General features: G+C 21.9%; 27 protein-coding genes and 2 pseudogenes. 5 read left to right on the top strand and 24 right to left on the bottom strand.

The features are described 5' to 3' along the window. Positions 1 to 2: 2 nt before the first annotated feature. The 13 genes from AACL24_RS12050 to AACL24_RS11990 form a co-directional block, all read right to left on the bottom strand. Complete coding sequence (locus tag AACL24_RS12050; RefSeq protein WP_339046958.1) at positions 3 to 1,463, bottom strand: hypothetical protein; 1,461 nt, start codon at positions 1,461 to 1,463, stop codon at positions 3 to 5. 4 nt (positions 1,464 to 1,467) lie between these two features. After that, entirely contained in the window at positions 1,468 to 3,147 is a 1,680-nt protein-coding gene (locus tag AACL24_RS12045) for a hypothetical protein (RefSeq protein ID WP_339046956.1), read from the bottom strand. Between the two features lie 43 nt (positions 3,148 to 3,190). Then, entirely contained in the window at positions 3,191 to 3,532 is a 342-nt protein-coding gene (locus AACL24_RS12040; protein ID WP_174480417.1) for a hypothetical protein, read from the bottom strand. A gap of 3 nt (positions 3,533 to 3,535) precedes the next feature. Then, entirely contained in the window at positions 3,536 to 3,730 is a 195-nt protein-coding gene (locus AACL24_RS12035; RefSeq protein WP_339046954.1) for a hypothetical protein, read from the bottom strand. Between the two features lie 249 nt (positions 3,731 to 3,979). Further along, positions 3,980 to 4,387, bottom strand: coding sequence for a transposase family protein (locus AACL24_RS12030; protein ID WP_339045908.1), 408 nt, complete (start codon positions 4,385 to 4,387; stop codon positions 3,980 to 3,982). Positions 4,388 to 4,410: 23 nt separating this feature from the next. Next, a complete protein-coding gene (locus tag AACL24_RS12025) occupies positions 4,411 to 4,833 on the bottom strand; it encodes a transposase family protein (RefSeq protein WP_339046952.1) in 423 nt (140 codons plus the stop codon). 190 nt (positions 4,834 to 5,023) lie between these two features. Continuing rightward, entirely contained in the window at positions 5,024 to 5,251 is a 228-nt protein-coding gene (locus tag AACL24_RS12020; RefSeq protein ID WP_339046950.1) for a hypothetical protein, read from the bottom strand. Positions 5,252 to 5,296: 45 nt separating this feature from the next. Further along, the gene (locus AACL24_RS12015; RefSeq protein ID WP_339046948.1) at positions 5,297 to 6,163 is read right to left on the bottom strand and encodes a hypothetical protein; all 867 of its coding nucleotides are present in this window, start codon (positions 6,161 to 6,163) and stop codon (positions 5,297 to 5,299) included. Continuing rightward, complete coding sequence (locus tag AACL24_RS12010) at positions 6,163 to 6,993, bottom strand: hypothetical protein (RefSeq protein ID WP_339046946.1); 831 nt, start codon at positions 6,991 to 6,993, stop codon at positions 6,163 to 6,165. Before AACL24_RS12010 ends, AACL24_RS12015 begins: the two co-directional genes overlap by 1 nt. Then, positions 6,962 to 7,246 (bottom strand): hypothetical protein, encoded by a 285-nt coding sequence (locus tag AACL24_RS12005; RefSeq protein WP_339046944.1) that lies wholly within the window; start codon positions 7,244 to 7,246, stop codon positions 6,962 to 6,964. Before AACL24_RS12005 ends, AACL24_RS12010 begins: the two co-directional genes overlap by 32 nt. A gap of 2 nt (positions 7,247 to 7,248) precedes the next feature. After that, a complete protein-coding gene (locus tag AACL24_RS12000) occupies positions 7,249 to 8,565 on the bottom strand; it encodes a hypothetical protein (RefSeq protein ID WP_339046942.1) in 1,317 nt (438 codons plus the stop codon). A 14-nt stretch (positions 8,566 to 8,579) separates the two neighbouring features. After that, entirely contained in the window at positions 8,580 to 9,137 is a 558-nt protein-coding gene (locus tag AACL24_RS11995; protein WP_339046940.1) for a hypothetical protein, read from the bottom strand. Between the two features lie 139 nt (positions 9,138 to 9,276). Then, a complete protein-coding gene (locus AACL24_RS11990) occupies positions 9,277 to 9,630 on the bottom strand; it encodes a hypothetical protein (RefSeq protein WP_339046938.1) in 354 nt (117 codons plus the stop codon). Positions 9,631 to 9,729: 99 nt separating this feature from the next. Here AACL24_RS11990 and AACL24_RS11985 point away from each other — a divergent pair, with 99 nt between their 5' ends. Together AACL24_RS11985 and AACL24_RS11980 are read left to right on the top strand one after the other, a co-directional pair. Further along, positions 9,730 to 10,890 carry an Mbov_0401 family ICE element transposase-like protein gene (locus AACL24_RS11985; protein ID WP_339046936.1) on the top strand — a complete coding sequence of 387 codons (1,161 nt, stop codon included), beginning with the start codon at positions 9,730 to 9,732 and terminating at the stop codon, positions 10,888 to 10,890. A gap of 305 nt (positions 10,891 to 11,195) precedes the next feature. Then, positions 11,196 to 11,993 carry a hypothetical protein gene (locus tag AACL24_RS11980; RefSeq protein WP_339046934.1) on the top strand — a complete coding sequence of 266 codons (798 nt, stop codon included), beginning with the start codon at positions 11,196 to 11,198 and terminating at the stop codon, positions 11,991 to 11,993. Here the strand turns inward: AACL24_RS11980 and AACL24_RS11975 are convergent. Next, positions 11,960 to 12,067: pseudogene (locus tag AACL24_RS11975) on the bottom strand (transposase); the annotation flags it as partial. The gene AACL24_RS11980 and the pseudogene AACL24_RS11975 sit on opposite strands and share 34 nt — an antisense overlap. Before the next feature lie 75 nt (positions 12,068 to 12,142). Between AACL24_RS11975 and AACL24_RS11970 the strand changes: the two are divergent. Beyond that, a pseudogene (locus tag AACL24_RS11970) lies at positions 12,143 to 13,264 on the top strand (IS3 family transposase). On the opposite strand, the gene AACL24_RS11965 reads toward AACL24_RS11970, so the two are convergent. The 3 genes from AACL24_RS11965 to AACL24_RS11955 form a co-directional block, all read right to left on the bottom strand. Beyond that, positions 13,220 to 13,393: a transposase gene (locus AACL24_RS11965; protein WP_339049447.1), complete on the bottom strand. Its 174-nt coding sequence runs from the start codon at positions 13,391 to 13,393 to the stop codon at positions 13,220 to 13,222. The pseudogene AACL24_RS11970 and the gene AACL24_RS11965 overlap by 45 nt on opposite strands. Positions 13,394 to 13,437: 44 nt before the next feature. Further along, positions 13,438 to 14,676: an IS256 family transposase gene (locus AACL24_RS11960; RefSeq protein ID WP_339049446.1), complete on the bottom strand. Its 1,239-nt coding sequence runs from the start codon at positions 14,674 to 14,676 to the stop codon at positions 13,438 to 13,440. An 88-nt stretch (positions 14,677 to 14,764) separates the two neighbouring features. Further along, positions 14,765 to 15,604, bottom strand: coding sequence for a hypothetical protein (locus AACL24_RS11955; RefSeq protein WP_339046932.1), 840 nt, complete (start codon positions 15,602 to 15,604; stop codon positions 14,765 to 14,767). Positions 15,605 to 15,917: 313 nt separating this feature from the next. On the opposite strand from AACL24_RS11955, the gene AACL24_RS11950 reads away from it, so the two are divergent. Beyond that, a complete protein-coding gene (locus AACL24_RS11950) occupies positions 15,918 to 16,841 on the top strand; it encodes an IS3 family transposase (RefSeq protein ID WP_339046930.1) in 924 nt (307 codons plus the stop codon). Between the two features lie 173 nt (positions 16,842 to 17,014). On the opposite strand, the gene AACL24_RS11945 is transcribed toward AACL24_RS11950, so the two are convergent. Beyond that, positions 17,015 to 17,422: a transposase family protein gene (locus AACL24_RS11945; protein WP_339045908.1), complete on the bottom strand. Its 408-nt coding sequence runs from the start codon at positions 17,420 to 17,422 to the stop codon at positions 17,015 to 17,017. 23 nt (positions 17,423 to 17,445) lie between these two features. Then, positions 17,446 to 17,868 carry a transposase family protein gene (locus tag AACL24_RS11940; RefSeq protein WP_339045912.1) on the bottom strand — a complete coding sequence of 141 codons (423 nt, stop codon included), beginning with the start codon at positions 17,866 to 17,868 and terminating at the stop codon, positions 17,446 to 17,448. 158 nt (positions 17,869 to 18,026) lie between these two features. Here AACL24_RS11940 and AACL24_RS11935 point away from each other — a divergent pair, with 158 nt between their 5' ends. Beyond that, the gene (locus AACL24_RS11935; RefSeq protein ID WP_339046928.1) at positions 18,027 to 18,299 is read left to right on the top strand and encodes an IS3 family transposase; all 273 of its coding nucleotides are present in this window, start codon (positions 18,027 to 18,029) and stop codon (positions 18,297 to 18,299) included. Positions 18,300 to 18,318: 19 nt separating this feature from the next. Here the strand turns inward: AACL24_RS11935 and AACL24_RS11930 are convergent, their stop codons facing one another. The 5 genes from AACL24_RS11930 to AACL24_RS11910 all read right to left on the bottom strand — a co-directional run bounded on the left by AACL24_RS11930 (position 18,319) and on the right by AACL24_RS11910 (position 21,836). Beyond that, positions 18,319 to 18,447, bottom strand: coding sequence for a hypothetical protein (locus tag AACL24_RS11930; RefSeq protein ID WP_339046926.1), 129 nt, complete (start codon positions 18,445 to 18,447; stop codon positions 18,319 to 18,321). Continuing rightward, positions 18,437 to 19,123 carry a ribulose-phosphate 3-epimerase gene (locus tag AACL24_RS11925; protein WP_252319571.1) on the bottom strand — a complete coding sequence of 229 codons (687 nt, stop codon included), beginning with the start codon at positions 19,121 to 19,123 and terminating at the stop codon, positions 18,437 to 18,439. The genes AACL24_RS11930 and AACL24_RS11925 overlap by 11 nt, the downstream gene beginning before the upstream one ends. A 13-nt stretch (positions 19,124 to 19,136) precedes the next feature. Continuing rightward, entirely contained in the window at positions 19,137 to 20,018 is an 882-nt protein-coding gene (gene rsgA, locus AACL24_RS11920; RefSeq protein ID WP_174481522.1) for a ribosome small subunit-dependent GTPase A, read from the bottom strand. Between the two features lie 12 nt (positions 20,019 to 20,030). After that, entirely contained in the window at positions 20,031 to 21,002 is a 972-nt protein-coding gene (locus tag AACL24_RS11915; RefSeq protein WP_339046923.1) for a serine/threonine-protein kinase, read from the bottom strand. An 84-nt stretch (positions 21,003 to 21,086) separates the two neighbouring features. After that, entirely contained in the window at positions 21,087 to 21,836 is a 750-nt protein-coding gene (locus AACL24_RS11910) for a protein phosphatase 2C domain-containing protein (protein WP_339046921.1), read from the bottom strand.

The following is a 21,836-nucleotide window of genomic DNA, read 5'->3' as shown; positions in this document are numbered from 1 at the left end:
TCCTAAAATTTATTTTTATTAATTAATAATTCATTATTAATATTATTAATTAATCATTTCATTTTATGCATTGAAGCATACATTCTTGCATCTCAATAATTATCATATAAATCAAGCATTTGTGGTTCATTATTTGAATTTTCTAATTTAGATTTTGCTAATCATTGCATTTTTGATAATTCTTCATGTGTATTAGGACATCTTTTTCAATTAATACTTAATATACCTTTAATCATACAAATAGTATCTCAATCAATTCTATCTCTTAAATACATTGTAGTTTTATCTACTGGAGTAAAATTTAATCAATTTATTTTTCTTTTTTCTACTTCTTTTTTAAGAATATCAATAACTGCCAGTCCACCACTACCATAATCAACATAACAAGTAAATCCAAATTTCATTGCTTGAAATTTAATACTTTCATCTAAATAATAATCAATAATATTATTAGCTAATTCATATGTATCTTTAAATTTCATAATAGCATTACTATGATAAAATTCACTTTCTTGATGTATTCTTCTAGTTTTTTCATTTTCACCAATAAAACATAAAACAGCAACAGTAGGATGAGCTTGTGAACTTGTAGCAAAACCTAAATCTAAACCACCAACTATTTCATTAACATTAAAATCTAATTCAGTTTTAAGTTTATTTAAATATCTTGCAAATATAGAACCAGTTAAAACATTAGGTACACCATAATATCAACTTTGTGCTTTAATAGGGTCTAATTCTTTTAATTCTTCTAAATCATTAATTTTATCTTGTTTTAAATTATGTTCATTTAATTTTCAATTTGAATAATGAAATAATTTAAACATTTGATTTTCTTCTATTGATTTTATTTGTTCATTATTACATTTCATTATTTCTAAATTAAAAGGTACTCTATTATTCATATATTCAATAAAATATTGATAAATATTATCTGGATTACAACTTCTAATTTTAATTATTTTTTTAGCATTACCTAATGCAAATGTAATTGCTTGAAATTCAGCTTGACTAAATTCATTTGCTTCTTCACATCATTCAATTGTTAAATCAAAACCTTTTATTTCACTTCTAGAAAGCCCTTTTAAAGGTATTCTATCATTACTATTAGAATACACACCCATAACTCTAATAAATGATTTTGAACCTTTAAAACGAAAATCTGCTTGTTTATTTGGATATTTTAAAATAAAATCTTTATAATCAAAACGAACATTAATTAAAGCTTCATTAATTTCTTTAGTTAATTCATTAATATCTTTATTTAATTTTCTAAAACAATATATAGCAATTAATTTATTAATTTTAATTGAAATTGCTATTAACATTGCTAATTCTTCTGCAATACTATATGTTTTACTTGAATATCTACTTCCACTTAAATTATATTCACTATGAGTAAAATCACTTTTATTTAATAATCAATAACTAATTTCATGTAAATAAGTAAATTCTTTATTCATAATTTTATTCCTGTAATTCTTCTAATTTTAAAAGTTGACCATATCTTACAGGGTCACTAACAATAGCAATAGTATCATTTTGCATTTGTAAAGATACCATTATTCTATCATTAACTTTATCTCAATATAATGTTTGAACATCAGTATTCAACTCACCATATAAAAATTCTTTAGACATAAAAGCAAATTTTTTAATACTTGATTGACTTTCAAAATTATAATAAATTTTATATTTAGTATTTGATTTAAAAGTATGTTTAATATGATTTATATTTATTTTTGTTCCTACTTCTTTTCACTTCTCTTTATTTATCATATTTTGTTCATCATTTGTTAATCTAGTTAATAAATCATCAACTCTTAATGCTAATTCATTAATAGCACCAAAAATTGATTTAGAAGATGTTTTTAATGAGCCACCATAAGTATTAATTTTTAATAATTCATTTGCTACACCAAGTGAAGAATTTGGATTTGTATCAACTATTAATTTATTATCTTTTCATTCAAAATAATCATTATTAAAATATTTAGTTCATGACATTAAATCAATAATTTCTTGTTTTGTTTTTAATATTTCATTAATAGCACCAGCAATAGTTTTATTAGTAGTTTCTAAATTAGGAATTTTAGTACCAATAGTATTGATAGCAAAAGCATATTGAAATTGTTCTTTATTCATTTTATCTTCTAATTTTTTATCTACTTCTTCTTTTTTATAATAATCTGATAAATCTGCACTTCCACCAGTAGCACTAATTTTATTATTTTCATCAATAGTTATATTAGTACCAGCAATTAATTTATTTTGTTTTTTATCTAATAAAGTATCAACATATACTTTATTTGTAGAATCAGTTTCAAAAGTAGGTGTTCCAACATCAATTATTCTTTTATCATTTGCACTAATACCTTTATCATCTTTTGAATTTATAAAATTAGAATTATCTTTATTTACTTCTCATAATGAATTACCACCAGTAGCACTAATAACTTTCTTTTCTTGACCTTCTTTACCATTTACTAATTTCATACTATCATTACTAAAATATTTAGTAAATAATTCAATTGTTGTTAAATTATCAAATGATTTAATACCAGTAGTATCAATTCATAATTGAGTTCCAATTAAATGTTTAGGATTTTTAGGATATATTTTTACTCTTGTATCATTTGTTTTTAAATTTATTAATTCTAAATATCTTGTTAAAGGACTATCTTCACCACAATTACTATAAAAATTACTAAAAAAATAATTTCTTTTAGGTAAAACATCTAAATTAAAACCAGTAATATTTGGATATTCTTTAATTTTTCTTAAACAATTAAATACTTCTGGAACAATAAAATAAGGGTCAGTAGGATTATTTTCACTATAAGTCATTCCACCTTGACTAATACTTGATTGACCACGAATATAATTACTATCTTTTGTTAATAAAAATCTAACATAATATGCAGTTGCAGTTTGTATTTCATCAGTAAATTCTGTTAATGTAGTTTCTGGTCATTTTTTACTAATTTCAAAACCACTTAAATAATCAATATTATTACTTGCAACTGAAATAGCAAATCAAATTTCATTATCTGGTGTTGTAGTATCATCAAATTCTAATTTATTAAATCCTTTTCAATTTTTAAATTCTTCAATTGTAATAAACATTAATGGGTCTTTAATAGCCATAATAATTTACTCCTTAATGTAAAATAAAGGGTATTTAAACCCTTTAAATTTTAAATTTAGTTACTTTTTTCTTATCTTTTTCAGATAATTCTTTCTTTTTAGATTTTTGTGCTATTACAAAATTATCTATTTGTTCTTGTTCTACATTAAAACTATCAAGTAATTTAGCAGTTGATGTAGTTTCTAATTGTAATTGAGAATTTATTTGTTTAATATTTGCTTTAATAAATTCTAATTCTTTATTATTTTTTAATTCTTTTGCTAAATTTGATTGTTTTGATTTTTTAATAAATTTTGATAAAAATAATAAAACAATAGTAACAATTACTCCACTAGCAACTGCTCCACTTAATACTGCTGATATTACTGTTGTAGATAAATTCATTTTTTATTCCTCCAATTGTATTTTATTTGAATGTTGTTTACATAAAAGACATTCTTTTTTATGTTTTTTAATTTCTTTATATTGATATATTAAATAAGGACTTGTAATTATTATTGGAATAGTTATTAATAAATATTTAATTAATTTTCCATAATTACCTAATTTAGTTATAATATTTAATCCAATATGACCAAACATAGGAAATAAAGTTAATATTAAATGGTCAGGTCAAGTAAAATTATATTGGACATATTCCGTAATTAAATTTAATTAATTGTCAATAAAATTGTTTTAAAACTATTTAGTGTTATTGAATATAGAAATAAATATTTTTTGAAAAAATAGTTTAAAAAATGAGTTTACATTTTAAACAAAAAATTGTTAATAATATTTTTATATTAACTCGATAAAAATTTAAATTTTAAAAAAATATTTTTAATATTTTTTTTATTTTAATGGTTTTATTTTATTAAAAATTTCACAAAGTAAGTTAAATCTTAAGTACATAAGTCTAAATTTAGATTTTCTACATTTATTTACTAAAATTTTGAATCTTTTCAATCAAGCAAAGACATGTTCAACTTTAATTCTAATTTTAGATACAATCTTATTGTATTTTCTTTCTTGTTTAGTTAATTTTTTATTTTTAGTTCTTTTAATTGGTATTATTGTATTTTTATAAATATTTTGTATACCTTGATATCCTAAATCACCAATAATTATTGTTTTTTCTGAAAATTCAAGATTTGAATTTTTTAATATTTGAAAATCATGCACTTTACCATTATCAGCAAAAATATCAACAATTTTTTTATTAAAAAAATCATATACAATTTGAAATTTTATAGAATACATTCAACTTTTACCAGAAAAATATTCTAACTGTAGTTTTTTTTAGTTGGTCTTTCAATTTCAATCTCAGTTGAATCAATTAAATAAAATTGAAATTCATTTGAATTTTCTTGTTTTTTATCAATTTTTAATTTATATCTTTCTTTTAAAAATTGGTAATCTTTGTGGTTACTAAGTTTATTTTTTACTCAAGTAATATTTCGAAAACAACTTGATGGGCTCATTTTAGATTTAATACTCATTTGAAAAAAAGTATAATATTCTTTTCAGTATAATAAAGTCATCATTAATCTTTCTTCTACTGAAAGTTTATTTTTTCGACCTTTATTTTTTTCTAATTTTTCTATTTCAATTAATTTTTCTAACATTTCATTAAAATGAAAACGTTTTATACCAAAATATCTATAAAATTCTTCATTTTTTAATTTTTTTAAATTTTCAAAAATCATTTTTATCAACACTTTTCTAAATTTATTGTTAATAACAAAATTATAAAATAAATTTTAAAATTATTAATTGACTTTTAAAAAATTTAATTACGGAATATGTCTATTGATTAGTTTGATTATCAATAATTAAATTAGTGATTGGATGAGTATAATTACCTATTCCCATTGATATTGGTATTTTAGGTATTAATTAAGGTGTTATTGTAAAAAATAATGTTATAAACATACCAAGACTATGACTAGTTATTTTTAAAATATTTGATATTAAAATTTTAATTTTATCAATATGAGTACTATTTTTATTAAATCAAATCTTATTTAATCTTTTATATCCTTTATTATCTTTACTTAATGGATTAATAGTATTTCATATACCAATTGGTTTAATTGGTATATCTAATTCAATAATAATTACCACCTACTTTCATGTTTTATAAAAATTAGAATTTTGTTTAATTTTTATTTATTTTCTTGTATGTAAAGAATTTTTTAATAATTGTTTTCTTTCATATCTTCATTGTGTACTTCCAATTTCATTTTTAGATAAAGTTTTATATTCTTTTAATTTAAAAAAACCTTTTTCTAATCTATTAATAAAATGCATAGTTTTTTGTACATTAATATTATTTGGATAAATTACACTAGTATCTTGTGAACCATAATATTTACCTTTTTTAGCTAATTCACTTTTAACATATTTTCTTAATTGACTTGGTAATCATTTTCTATTTCAAAATTTTCAAAATATTGTTCCAGCACCAGAACCATTTTTACCTTTTGCTTGTGTCATTAATATTCATATTTCTTGTGGAAATGTTGGATAAGTATAAGGACCATATCATATTTGTCTTTTATCATTATCACTTTGAAATAATGTTGTTAAAGTTCCAATTTTTAAATTTTTATTATCAACAATAAATCTACCTTTTTTAAATCATGAACTTGATAATACTTCTCATGCATTATTTGGTATTTCTTCTTCATTTTCTTTAAATAAATTTGATAATTTATTTACATAATTTTTAACTGTTCTAATTTCTGTTGGCATAATAGAATTTTTAAAACTATTTATTGGATTTTTAAATTTATTAATTTCATTTTGTAATATAGATAATTCACTTGGTTTTAATATACTTGTTAATTTTTTAAGTATATTTGGATTAAAAACACTATATGGTTGATGTATTTCTTTTTCACTAATATTTTCACTATCAAATACTGCTTTTAATGATTGATTTTTATAATAAGTTTTTAAAGCATTTATTAATGCTAATTTAATATCATTACTTACTAAAGCATTATATATTCATTCAATAATTAAAGGATTCATTATAAACTCATGTGATTATAATCTCAATTTAATGAAACATTATCATGATTTAATGGTACTTCACTCATATTATCACTACCATACTGACTACTTGTTTCACTATTAATAGTAAATCTATTATCATTAATTAATCTTGCAGTTTCATTATTAAATGGTGTTTCTTGCATTTCTTGGTTATGATGTGTTGTTTCTATTGGTAAAAGATTATGGATTATTTCACTTGCACCAGCAACTATGGTAGGTACTGCATAAGCATTATTAAAATCATTATTTATCCCCATTGCTACACCACTACTAATCAAACATCCACCAGTAGCCATATTACAAATCTTTCTTATTGTTTCAAATTTATTAGGTATTAACTCAGTTAATCCACTAATAAGATTTGAAATACCATAAGCATTTAAAGAAAAATATGTATCTCAATCCATTAAATGATTATCAGTGCTATTATTACTAAATAATAAATCATCTGGAAAAGGATTAACTGGTGTTGTACTTGGAAATGGATTAGGAGTTGGATTAGGATTAATATTTATATTAGTAAATTTAGCATAATTAACTAAACCAATTGTTCCTAATCCTAATGCTATTTTTTTAGAACTATTAATTAATTTAGTTTTAGTATTTGGTCTTTGATTTAAATTTCAAATATCTAAACCTAATTTTTTACCAAATAATAAACTATTAATTGAACCTAATACTGGATTATCTATTACTTGACCATAATAAGCACTTGTACCAATCATTGCTGATAATGGACTAATTGAAGAACGAATTATCTTTAATAAAGTATAATTATTTAATTGTATATCTTCAGAAATTGGCATTTTCATTAACTCCTTTTACATTAGTTTGTTTTTCTATTTTAATTATTACTTTACCTTCACAATGTATATTATCTCCTAAACATATAGCATAACTATCATGTACATCACTAACAATAAAATAATCATTTCTTAATTTAGGATATTCATCTAATAAAATTGCTCTAATATCATTACTAGTAGTTAAATCTTGTGGTTTTGGTGAATAAATAGTAATATGTGCTTTTTCATCAAAATATTTATAAATATATTCCATAATTATTTTTTAGTAAATTCTAAATTTACTACTCCATAATAATCACTATTATTACCAGTCATAGTTGCACTTGTTGATTTAATATCAAATTTTGCTTTACCTTTTTCATAACCAACATTACCAGCATTTATTATTGCATTTTCTAATTCATCATTAGTAGGAGTTGCACCAGCCATAGTAATTTTTCCTAAATTTCTATAATAAATAACATCTTCTAAATTTAATTTATTTATATCATCATATAAAGTTGATTGATAAGTTGCATTTTCATTTTTAGGATTAGTTAAAAAATCTTTTGCTCTTGCTTCTTTTATTTCTTCAACTGTAGGCATAGTTGGTCTAATTAAATACATTAAATTTGGTCTAATAGCACTTGGTAATGCAAATAAACATTTACCAATAATTTTAATATTATCTGTATCATTATCTAATTTTTGTCTTATTTTAGTAAATGAAATTGGCATACCTCACATATATCTATTAACTACAAAACCATGTGTATTTTTTAAACTATAATCTTTTTCTAAATGCATTGCTTTTTCAGTATCATGAATAAATTCTTGTTCTAAATAAAAACTTTCTCAAAATTCCATACCAGCAATTAAACTTGTATATCTTCTACCATATGCTAATGTATCTGCTGAAATTTGACTATAATTTAAAACAGTAAATGCTTTTGATAAACCTAAATTACTATCAATTCCAGTTGCTCCCATTAAATCTTCTCTATTAGTTCCTACAGTAATATAATTTACTAATTTAATTAATTTATTATTTCTTGCTCAAATTTTATAATAAGCTTCTTTTGCTTGTTCTGCATTCATATTAATTAAATCTAATGGTAATACTAATGATTTAGCAATAGCATAATCTTGAATACCATTTAAAAATATTAATTCTAAGTTTTCACCTAAATTTCTCATAAATGAAGCTGTTCAATTTGAAACAATTTGTACTGCAATATCTTTTGGTGCTTTCATAAATCTTTCAATATCAAATTCTGGAATTTCAAAATCAATTGTTAAATATTTATTAATTTCTAATTTAGTTGTATAAACATCACCTTTTTGTCTTTTAGTACCTTTATCTCATTCTCATGTTGAACCTCATAATACACGAACTGTTGCTCTAAAAATAGCAATACCAACTCCAGCCATTTCACCAATTTGAGCAGCACTACAAGTTCCACGCATAAACATGGTTGATTTTTCACTTGTTAATTCACCACGTACTTGTGCTTCAAGTACACTTAAAATAGCATTTTCTGTTGGATTATTACCTTTAATAAAAAATGCTTCAGGTATTTTTATAGCTCCCATAATAAAACTTCTTTCTATTTACTAATAGATTGAAAAGCTTCATTTCTAGTAATTTCAACTAAATCTTCTAATTCTTTTTTATTAGTCATTCCTTGTGTCGTTGCTTTATTTTTTAAATCTTGAGCAATTTTAAAATGGTCTAATGAATTATTATGTAATTGTAAAATTAAATCAGTAGGATTAATTGAATTATCTTGTTGTTTATTTTCTTGTTTAATAGGTTCTGTTTTATCAATTAAAAAATCTTTATAATCTTCATTTATTTTATTAAATGCTTCTTGTTTAGATAAAGATTTATAATTATCAGTACTCATTAAATTTTTAATTAAATTTACTTTTTTAGTATCTTTAATATTTGAAAATAATTGTTGCTCTTCAAAACTATTAATTTTATTTTCATATTCTTTTATTTTTGTTTCATATTCATTTAATTTATTTTTTGTTGGTTCTAATTCTTTTTTAATTACTTCATCTTTTGCTTCTGCAAATACAACATTTCTTTGTTGTTTTAATATATCTTGTAATTCTTCAAAAGAATAAGTCTCTTTTTTATCAACATTAAAATTATTCATTTTAAATGTGCTCCCTTGTTAATAAATTTTTGATAAATTCCCTTGTAAATTATGTTAATAAATAACATAATCGCTTTATTAAATTATATCATTTTTATCCTTTAAAATAAAGAAAAAAACCTATATTTATTATAGGTTTCTAATCATTATTTTCTATTTTTCTAGGTTCAGAAATATTAATAATTATATTACTTTTTTCGTTATTTTCTTCTACTTCTTGTGGAAATGCTAATCTTCAATAATCAAATTTTAATTGTGGAGTTGCTAATGCTTCTTTTAATAGTTCAACTTCTATTTTTTGACATGCTTTATCGTATTCAATGATAAAGTTTTTTGCTCATTTTGGGCTTCTGTGTCGCCAATGAAATATGTTTTTTCTATCAATTCCTAATGCTAAATTTAATCCTTGCTTAGTATATGGTTGGTTTTCTTTAGAAAAATATTTTCTTATTTTTAATTTATAATTTCCTAATTCTTTTCTTTGTTTTGGCATATTATCACCTTTAAATCATTATTATCATTAAATATATTATAACATTTACTACTATTCTTATATATAATCATTTGTAATTAAAAGAAAGGATTAATGCCTATGATTTTACTATCTGAAAAACTTGATAACTATCAACATAAAATAAATCATGAAAAACAAATGTTATTAGATTATGATAATAAAATATTAAAATATGATAATGATTGATTTTTAAATCAATATGATAGAAGTAAATATAAAGTAATAAAACGTAGAAAACATTTAATAAAAAGTGAATTTGGAATATCTTATTTACCATTACATACATATAAAAATAAATTAACAAATGAAATTATAACTCCAACAAGAACATATATTGATATTGATAAATATAAAAATTATACAAATTGAGTTAATAAATTAATAATAATTAATGCAGATTTAAATAATATTACATATCCTATAATTAAACATAATTTAAAAATAGATATATCTTTATCAACTATTTGTAGAAGAGTAAAGAAAACTAATATATTTGTACAAGAATTACCAAAAGAAAAAATAAAAATATTACCAACAGATTATATTTATATACAATCAGATGAATCTTATAATAATTTAATTGATAATAAGAAAAAAATAAAATTTAGGCATAGAACAGTAAGTATTAGTACTGGTTTTGATTTAAATAAATCTACTGATAATAGACATGTTTTAGAAAATAAATATATTTTTGTTATTTCAACTAGAAAAGGTCAAAGAATTACTAAAAAAGAATTTGCTAAATCTATAATAACTAATTTAGATAATATTTTTATTGGTTATACTAATGAAAATTTAAAATTAACTGGTGATGGTGCAACTTATCTTAAATCTACTGCTAATTATTTAAAAATTGATTATGCTGTAGATAAATGACATCCATTACAAAAATTAAAACAAGTATTTATTGTAGGAAAAGGTAAAAGAACAAAAGAAAATAATAAAAAATTAAATTATGCTTATTATAAATTATTTTTAAATGGTAATTATTATAAATTATTAGATTATTTAAAAGAAAATAATGCTGATGAAAAAATATATGAATATTTTAAAAATAATAAAAAAGGTATTGAAAATCAAAATGCTATTTGAAATATTGGTTGTAGTGCTGAAAGTGATGTTTATCATTTAATAAAATCAATATCTAATAATAATGCAAAAATTTATTCAAAAGAAGCATTTTTTAATTTATTAAAATTAAAACAAGCAAGAATTAATAAATTAAAAGTGTTTGTTTAAATTTATAAAATTTAATAAATCTAAACCTAAATAGTTAGGAATTTTTATTTTATAAAATTTAATAAAATCTATATTAAGAGTTGACATTAACCCTATTTAGGGTTATAATATTTATAAAAATTAATAATTTATTTTATCTTTTATTTAAAGAAAATTAAATTATATCCACATTTGAAATACGTTCAGCAAATGAATTTACTCAAGCAGAATTTCAAGCAATTACTTTTGCATTAGGTAATGCTAAAAAAAGAATTAAAATAAAAAGTTGTAATCCAGATAATATTTATCAATATTTTATTGAATATATGGATAAAATAGTACCTTTTAATTTAGAAATTATGAAAGAAAATAATGAACAAATTAAATCAATATTTGACAATAATATTTTTAAATTATTTCATTATTCAAATTGAAAAGTAAATGCTCATAATCTTACATTAGATATGATTAATGATTTAGAAGAATTAAAAGTATTAGACCCGATAAAAGCACAAAGTTGATATTATGGTGTACCTAGTATTCTTACTGGTGCTATATTTGCAAGATATTTAGATAAAGTAGGTACTAAATTAGATTTTCAAGTTGAAAGATTAACTGGTGGATTAGATATTGGAATGGCAACAAGTTCAAGTGGTCATCCAACTGCTGCTTCATTATGATTTATTGGTGAAAATGATAATAGTAGAAGAGCACATAAAGAAAGTGAATTTTATCATAGTAATGTTACTATGCAATATAAAGATACTGATACTTTAGCAAATGATATTATTAATTATTATTTAAATGAAAGTAAACGTTATATAGCAATGTTATTTGGTTTTATTTGTTATGTTGATTATGGTAATGGTGGATTAGTATTTATTGATGTTTTAAAAAGTTGAGTTAAAAAACGTAATATAACATGATTAAAATTTATAGCAGTAGATAAATCAACTTTATATTTAAATGATAGAATTGATTTTACAACATTTTGTATGCTTAAAAATATTATTAGTTTTAATTGAGAAAGATGTTCAGAAACTAAAAGACAATATAGTTTAATGCAATGATTAGATAAAAAGAAATTAGATAGTATGCATAATTGATGTTCTGTTTTAAGATAAACTGATTGTATTGCTTCTGACATGCCTGTTAAATTATCACTGCAGGCAATAAGAATATCATTTAAGCCACGATTGGATGGGTTACAATTTATTGGACACTAATTACGTAGACAAGTAAACAAATTTGTTAAAAGAAAGGAACTATAATTATGGCCAATATTAACTCATATACCGATGAATTTAAAAAACAAATAGTAGCTTTATATCAAAGTGGCAAATCAGTATCTTGCCTTGCTAAAGAATATAATGTTACAAGAGCAGCTACTTACAATTGAATTAAGCAATTTAGTAATTCAGGAAGTTTTAAAACTAAAGATAATCGTTCTTTTGAAGAAAATGAATTAATTAAATTAAGAAAAGAATTAAAGCAATTACGAATGGAAAATGATATTTTAAAGCAAGCAGCACTAATAATAGGCAGAAAATAGAAATTATTGTCAAAAATAAAGCTAAATATAAAATTCGCACAATGTGTCGTTTTTTAAAAATATCTAAATCAACATATTATTTTAATTTAAAGAAAAAAGAAAATAAAATCAAAAATAATATTTATGATGAAGCTGTTATTAGTGCTTTTAAAGAAAATAAAGAAGTTTATGGTACTAGAAGATTAAAAAAAAATTCTAGAAAACCAAGAAATTTATTTATCGCGCAGAAAAATTAAAAAAATTATGAATGAACATAATTTAATATCAAAATATACTAAATTATCATTCAAAAATCATAATAACAAAGTTAACGATAGTCAAATAACTAATCTTGTTAATAGAAAATTTAAGAATAGGATTAAAAATGAAGTTATTGTTAGTGATTTAACTTATGTACAAGTTAATGGTAGGTGAAACTATATTTGCCTATTAATAGAACTATTTAACCGCGAAATTATCGAACATAGTGTTGGAGTTAAAAAAGATGCATCATTAGTACATCAAGCATTTATGCAATCAAATCGCTGTTTAAAAGATATTCAAATATTTCATAGTGATCGCGGTAATGAATTTAACAATAAAATTATTGATAAACTTTTACTAGCATTCAACATTAACCGTTCTTTAAGTAAAAAAGGTTGTCCTTATGATAATGCTGTTGCTGAAGCAACTTTTAAAACTTTTAAAACCGAATTTATTAATGATAAAAATTTTACATCATTAATCCAATTAAAATTAGAATTATTTGATTACATCAATTGATATAACAATATAAGGATTCACAGCACTTTAAACTACTTAACTCCAGTTAAATATCAACAACAAATGTTTACCAAAAAATAGTCCTAAAAAGTGTTGCCATTCCACATCATCAGTAATTTGACTAATAACACTTTCACTAATATCAGCACCATGATATAACTCTTGTAATTGCATTCTAATATCTGATAATGTCATACCTTTTGCATATAAAGAGAGGCTTTTATGTAATCTGTGTATCTTTGTTTTACAAAGTACTAGTTTAGATTAATTCTATCTTCAAATTTTATCATAAAATGAGCAATTGCTGTATTTCAATTTTGAATGGGCATTGTTCATTTTTTTGTTATATTTTCAATTGCTAAATAAAATATTTTAAAAACTGCCATATCATTAGGAAAAACTTTTTTATTTCTGATAACTTTTCGTAATTGACTATTTACAGATTCAATAGCATTTGTTGTATAAATAACTCTTTTGATTTCTGTAGGATAACTAATAAAAACCATTAAATTATCTCAATTTTTATATCAAGATTTAGAAATTTGAGGATATTGTTTATTTCACTTATTTTCAAAGGATTCTAAAGCCTGCATTGCTTGTTCTTCACTACATGCAGTATAAATTGGTTTTAAATCTGCAACTAGAGATTTTCTATGCTTATATGAGACATATTTCAAACTATTTCTAATTTGATGAACTATGCATAATTGATGTTCTGTTTTAAGATAAACTGATTGTATTGCTTCTGACATGCCTGTTAAATTATCACTGCAGGCAATAAGAATATCATTTAAGCCACGATTTTTCATTTCTGTGAAATTTGCTAATCAAAATTTAGCACCTTCATTTTCACTAATTCATAAACCTAAAACATCTTTTTTACCTTCTAAATCAACTCCTAAAGCTATATAAACTGATTTATTAATAATCCTTTTATCTTGTCGTACTTTCACTACTATGCAATCAAAATAAACAATCGGATAGACACTTTCTAATGGTCGATTTTGCCATGCTTTTACATCATCAATAACATCATCAGTAATTTGACTAATAACACTTTCACTAATATCAGCACCATGATATAACTCTTGTAATTGCATTCTAATATCTGATAATGTCATACCTTTTGCATATAAAGAAAGAACTTGTTGATCAAAACCATCAAATCTTCTTTGTCTTTTTGCAACTATTATAGGATTAAAATTACTATTGCGATCTCGTGGTACATCAATCTCAATTTTACCTTGTTGAGTTATTATTTTTTTTGAACTTATACCATTACGAGCATTGTCACTATTACTATGTTGATTCTTTTCATATCCCAAATAATTTTGCATCTCAGAATTCAACATTTTTTCTACTAATCTTTTTGTTAATTCTTTATACAATCCTCCCTCTTTAAAAACTGTTGTTAAATCTTCAGTATTTTCTAATAATAAATCTACTGCTTTTGATATTGGATCATTATTATTAATATTTTGCTTTTTAGCCATCTGTAACTCACTCTTTCTAGTCATTTAATTATATTTACTAGAATTAATTAAACATAGTTTTTTTGTAAGTTACACAGATTACTAAACATTACCCATTTTTACCATAATTTAAACTACTACTTCCTAATATTTTAGTTTTTTTTTCTGATTTATTAACTTTAGTTTTTAAAATTTTAATATCACTTTCTAACTCATTAATTTTAGTATTTAATCCATTATGTTCGCCAATTAATTTATCAAAACTATCCTTACTATATTTATTATTAATTGCTTTAATTTTATTACTTTTTCACATTCCACAAGTTAAAAATTTAAGTGGTCAATGTCACCATCTTCTTGCTAATTGTTTTTCATTTTTGAAATTCAAATTAAAATTATTAATTTGTCCACATATTTTATTTTTAGCTTTTTTTAGTATTTTTAAATCATGTATTTTTTCTTGCATTTCTTTAAAAATTTCATTAATGTCTGAACTATCATATAGTGTTAAATCATCTAAACTTTTAGAACTATCTCTATGCTTTATTTCAACTTCTAAATCAGTTTGTGAACCTAATACAAATAATTTATCTTCTGAAGTAGTTAAAACATTACTTAAATCATATTTATATATATTTTTAAAATCTATTGCCAATGTTCCCTTATTTGCTTGTGCTTCTAAAAAACTAATAGTTACAGTAAACAAAGATAAAATTGGCATTATTGCTTTATCAGAATATTTTTTAGTACTTTTTCCGCAATTATCTTGAAGATATTTAAGATTTTTAATAACATTAGGAATATCTGCAACCAAAGATATACCTTTTAATTCTTCAATAATTCTTTTAAAATAAGGAATTTGAGTATTATGTTGTTTTTGATATCTTAACTTTATACTTTCAAGTTTTTTTATTAACTCTGTTGCAGATGACAGTTTTTCTTTTACCATTTTTTAATTTCTCCTCTTTTAAAAAATAAAAAAACCCATTTATTTTTAATAAAAATAAGGGTTAGAAAACTTATATTAAGTTTATGATTTTTATTATACTATCTTTTTTTTAAGATTTTATTAATATACTTTTGTCATAAAATAATAATTAGTTTTTCTAAATTTTAAAAATTATTTATGTAAAAAAACTAAACATTTTCCTTTTTTAATAATTAGTTTTGGTCTTTCTTCTTTGTGAACATCTAGAATAAAGTAGACACAGAATTGTAACCTTTGTGTTAAAAATACTTTAAGGAAGGTGTTAATTTTTTTTATGGCTAAATGACTATCAAAAGAAGAAAAGTTAAAAATAATAAAAATAAGTAAAATTAAAACGATTGATAAAACTGCATTAGAATATGGTATTGGCCGATCATCAATAAAAGAATGAATTAAAGCATACAAATTATTAGGTGAAGAAGGTTTAGAATATGGCAATGGAATTCGTGCTAAAAAAACCAAAAGAACAGGTCGAACCAAATCTTTAAATTTTAATGAAATGACAAAACAAGAATTAATTCAATATATTGAGGTAATGAACGATATAAAAAAGTATTTAGAAAAATCGACAAAAAAGAAGAAATATTTTCTGATTTTCTCCTTGAAGAAAAAATATCAGATTAGTTATTTATGTTGATTTTTAAAGGTTTCAAAATCAGGATATTACAAATGAATTAAAAACGGAATGAATGAATTTAATAAATGAGATAAATTTTTAGCTAATATAATTAAAAATATTTTTTATGAATTTAAAGAAATTTATGGTTATAAAATGATAACTTTATTAATTAACAAAATTTATAATTTAAAATTAAAATTTCATGTTGTATATAGATATATGAGAAATATGGGTTTAAAAGCTAAGGTTCGCATAAAGAAATTTGATTATAAAACTAAATCAGGAAGTTTAAGATATGATAATTTATTAAATCGTGATTTTTCAACTACTGATTTAAATCAAAAATTAGGTACTGATATAACTTATTTATTGACTAATGGTAAAACATATTATTTATCAATTGTTAAAGATTTTCATAATAATGAAATATTAGATTATAAAATAAGCGCAAGTTTAGATATGACATTTGTTGTCCAAAACATTATTCAAGCTTGAGTTAATGCTCAAAAACCTACTTCATGAATTTTACAATCAGACCAAGGATTTCATTGGACATATTCCGTAATTAAATTTAATTAATTGTCAATAAAATTGTTTTAAAACTATTTAGTGTTATTGAATATAGAAATAAATATTTTTTGAAAAAATAGTTTAAAAAATGAGTTTACATTTTAAACAAAAAATTGTTAATAATATTTTTATATTAACTCGATAAAAATTTAAATTTTAAAAAAATATTTTTAATATTTTTTTTATTTTAATGGTTTTATTTTATTAAAAATTTCACAAAGTAAGTTAAATCTTAAGTACATAAGTCTAAATTTAGATTTTCTACATTTATTTACTAAAATTTTGAATCTTTTCAATCAAGCAAAGACATGTTCAACTTTAATTCTAATTTTAGATACAATCTTATTGTATTTTCTTTCTTGTTTAGTTAATTTTTTATTTTTAGTTCTTTTAATTGGTATTATTGTATTTTTATAAATATTTTGTATACCTTGATATCCTAAATCACCAATAATTATTGTTTTTTCTGAAAATTCAAGATTTGAATTTTTTAATATTTGAAAATCATGCACTTTACCATTATCAGCAAAAATATCAACAATTTTTTTATTAAAAAAATCATATACAATTTGAAATTTTATAGAATACATTCAACTTTTACCAGAAAAATATTCTAACTGTAGTTTTTTTTAGTTGGTCTTTCAATTTCAATCTCAGTTGAATCAATTAAATAAAATTGAAATTCATTTGAATTTTCTTGTTTTTTATCAATTTTTAATTTATATCTTTCTTTTAAAAATTGGTAATCTTTGTGGTTACTAAGTTTATTTTCTACTCAAGTAATATTTCGAAAACAACTTGATGGGCTCATTTTAGATTTAATACTCATTTGAAAAAAAGTATAATATTCTTTTCAGTATAATAAAGTCATCATTAATCTTTCTTCTACTGAAAGTTTATTTTTTCGACCTTTATTTTTTTCTAATTTTTCTATTTCAATTAATTTTTCTAACATTTCATTAAAATGAAAACGTTTTATACCAAAATATCTATAAAATTCTTCATTTTTTAATTTTTTTAAATTTTCAAAAATCATTTTTATCAACACTTTTCTAAATTTATTGTTAATAACAAAATTATAAAATAAATTTTAAAATTATTAATTGACTTTTAAAAAATTTAATTACGGAATATGTCTATTATACAAATCCTTCTTATAAAACCTTATGTGACGAATTAAAAATAAAAATTTCGATGTCTAGAAGAGGTAATTCTTGTGATAATGGTGCTACTGAATCTTGATTTGGAACAATGAAAACAGAATTTCTATATCAAATTCTAAGAAAAAACAGAACTATTGAATGAATAAAAGAAAATTTACCCAAATATATTTACTTTTATAATAACGATAGACCTCAAACAAAATTAAAAGGAATGAGTCCAATCGAATATCGATTAGCTCATTCCAAATCAACAAATAATTACTTCATATCTACAAATTTAACACTTACAAACACTATTTTATAAAATTTAATAAAAGGTTACTTTAATTGTCCACTTTTCTTGACAAATTCACAGTTTCAACACCAATAAAAATTGGATTAATAAATTGTTCTCAATTTAAATTATAATCACGACAAACAATTACTAATTGTTTAATATCACTATTTTTCATAATTTGTTAACATCGCAACTTGTTTTTTTACTGAATTATCACTATTTAATAAATAACTACCCGCTACTAGGTAATTAGCACCAGCAGCAATACAATCATTTGCTGTTAAATTATTAATGCCACCATCAACAGCAATTGTAATATTTGGAAAATTATTATCGATATGTTTTACTAACATTTTAATTTTATTAATAGTTAAATCTAAAAAACGTTGTCCACCCGCACCTGGTTGCACACTCATAATTAAAATTGTATCAAGATCTTTCAAATAATCATAAATTTTTGAAATTGGTGTATCAGGATTAATGGCAATTCCTTTTTTAAAACCAGGATTTTTTCACTGCAGAAATTCTTTTAATTGTTCTTCTGTTAATGCTTCATAATGCAAAGTAATATTTTTAACTTGCGGTAAAATTATAAATGGTTTTAAATAATCACATACTTTTGATGTTGTTATCTTTACCATCATATGACAATCAATATTGATATTAGAACTAAATTTACATACATCACTTAATATTTTTGCACCAAAACTTAAATTTTCAACAAAATGATGATCCATAACATCAAAATGAATTCAATTAATTCCTGCATTTTGTAAATTTAATAAATCATCTTTTAAAGATAGAAAGTTAGCAGTTAAAATGCTAGCGGCAATTGTTACTTCTTTTTTCATATATTACCATCCTTTATTTTAAATTATTAATTTTATTGAATTCTATTAAAATTTTACAATAATCTTCATAAAAAAAACTAGAAATTATTTTATTTGCAACTGCTTTTTTAATTGCACATTCTGGTTCTTGCTGATGTAAGCAAGTACGAAACTTACAATTTTGTCAAATATTAGTAAAACTAGGAAAATTAGTAGCAATATCAATACTACTTAGACCTTGTAACTGAAAGACCGAAAAACCAGGTGTATCTGCAATAATACCATCATGTAAAAAATAAAGGCGAGTTTTAGTTGTGGTATGTTTACCACGATTTAAACTTGTAGAAATATCCTGTGTTCATAATTTTAAATTATTATCCAAACTATTTAAAGTTGAACTCTTTCCCACTCCTGAAGTACCTGTTAATATTGATAACTTGTTTGTAAAAACTTTTTTTAAATCTTCAATACCATTTTTTTTAACATTTGAAATAAAAATTGTTGGTAAATTTAAATTCTGATATGCTTTAACTTTTGTTCAAACTTCATTATCTTTAGTTACCAAATCAATTTTTGTAAATATTAAAATTATTTTTAAATGATAATAATTAAAAATTGTTAATAATTTATTTAATAGAAAACTACTAAGAAAAGGATTAACAAGAGAACTAACAATTAATACTTGATCAACATTAGCAATGCTTGGTCGATATAGTTCATTAAATCGAGGTAAAATTGATTCAACCAAAGGATTTTTATCATCTTTAAAATTAACTTTAACATAATCACCAACTAAAATTTTTGCTGTTTGAAATTTTAAATTTCCTTTGATTAAACAAGAAAAAATTTGATTTTCAATTCTTACTTCAACAAAGTTATTTGCAACTCCAATAACTATTCCTTGTTTAAAATTCATAGTGTCCTCCAATTAATATAAAATTAATATGCTTATAATAACACCAATAAGTAATAATATAATTAAAATTAAAAATAATAAAAATTCTTTTTTTAAATAAAATGGTTTTTTTAATTTTTGTGAATTTAAGTAATTTTTCTTAAATAACATATTATTTTTATTTTCCGTTTTTAAACAACAATCTAAATCATTACTCAATTCACTAATTGTCCGATAGCGATCATTAATATTCTTAGCAGTTGCCTTCAAAATAATATTTTCTAAACTTTGTGGAATATTCTTATTAATTTCATGAATTAATTGCATTGGTTCTTTAATATGTTTAGCGGCTAATATTTGTGGATTTTTATGAAAAAAAGGTGGTTTACCAACTAATAATTCATATAATATAATACCCAAAGCATAAATATCACTTTGAATTGTTGGTTTTTGAAATTTTACTACTTCTGGAGCAATATATTTCATTGTTCCTACAACTTGATTAGCATGTTTTTTAACTTCATAATCATCAATAACAGCAATACCAAAGTCTAAAACTTTAATTGCTCCACTACTAGTTAAAATAATATTTTCAGGTTTTAAATCACGATGAATAATATTGACTGAATGACACGCATTAACCCCTTTTAAAATTTCTTTCATAATAACTATAACTTCATTAACTGATAAAACCGAATAATTACTTAAATATTCTTTTAATGTTTTACCTTCTAATAATTCAAAAACTAAGCATCAATCTTTCTTATCAATAAAAACATCATATACCAAAATAACATTGGGATGTCTAACTCTAGATACTGCTCTAATTTCTTGCAAAAATCGTTCTTTTATTAAGTCATCTAGCGGTGAAATTGGATTAATTACTTTTAAAGCAACTTGCCGATTTAAATATTTATCTTGTGCTTCATAAACTTTAGCCATACCACCCGAACCAATAATTTTTAAAATATGATAACGATTATTCAATAATTTATTTATTTCCATTAGTTTCACCATTACTTTTAAATTTATTTTTTAAAAATTACTAACTTATTTATAATTTATATTTTACACAAAAATATCAAAAGACTAAAATTTTATTTCCATTAATAATGCAGTAACATTATCAGTTGAAACATTAAGTAATGCTTGCTTAATTAATAATTTAACTTTATTATTAATATTTCCATTTTTTTCTAAAATATTAACTATTTCATATTCTTCTAAAAAATCATGAACACCATCACTAGTTAAAAGAAAATATGATGGAATTATTAATGGTAAATGAAAAATATCGGTTTTTAATGGCTTACGTGGACCAAGAGCACTAGTCAATGCCTTTCAATAAGTGTGATTTAAATCAAAACTTGATTCTTTAGTTGTATTTTTTTGTAAATATAAATTTAAAATATTATGGTCAACTGTTAACTGTTTTAATCCTTGTTCACTATATTGATAAATACGTGAATCACCAATATTTACTAAATAAGCTTTGTTATTAGTAATTAAAATTATTACCATAGTTGTTCCCATATCAAGCGCTTGTTCATTACTTAAACTAAAATTATTCATTTCAATTTGAATAATTTCTATCTTTTCTTGTAATCATGCATGAATTTGTTTATCATGTTTTAATTTAGTAAAATCTGTTGTTTCAAAAAATTTTTTTAACATACTAACAGCCATATTACTGGCCACTTCACCACATTTATGACGACCCAATCCATCACAAACAACACCAATAACTTGTCCAGTGTTATTTGTTAAATATAAAACGGCATCTTGATTATTTGTACGATAATTACCAACATCTGTTTTATAACTAGCATTTATTTTCAT

It is taken from the genome of Spiroplasma endosymbiont of Colias croceus, assembly GCF_964020095.1.
In the GTDB taxonomy this organism is placed as follows: Bacteria; Bacillota_I; Bacilli_A; order Mycoplasmatales; family VBWQ01; genus Spiroplasma_E.
Note: the sequence above shows the minus strand (reverse complement) of the source record. Positions and strands in the feature narration are given on the sequence as shown.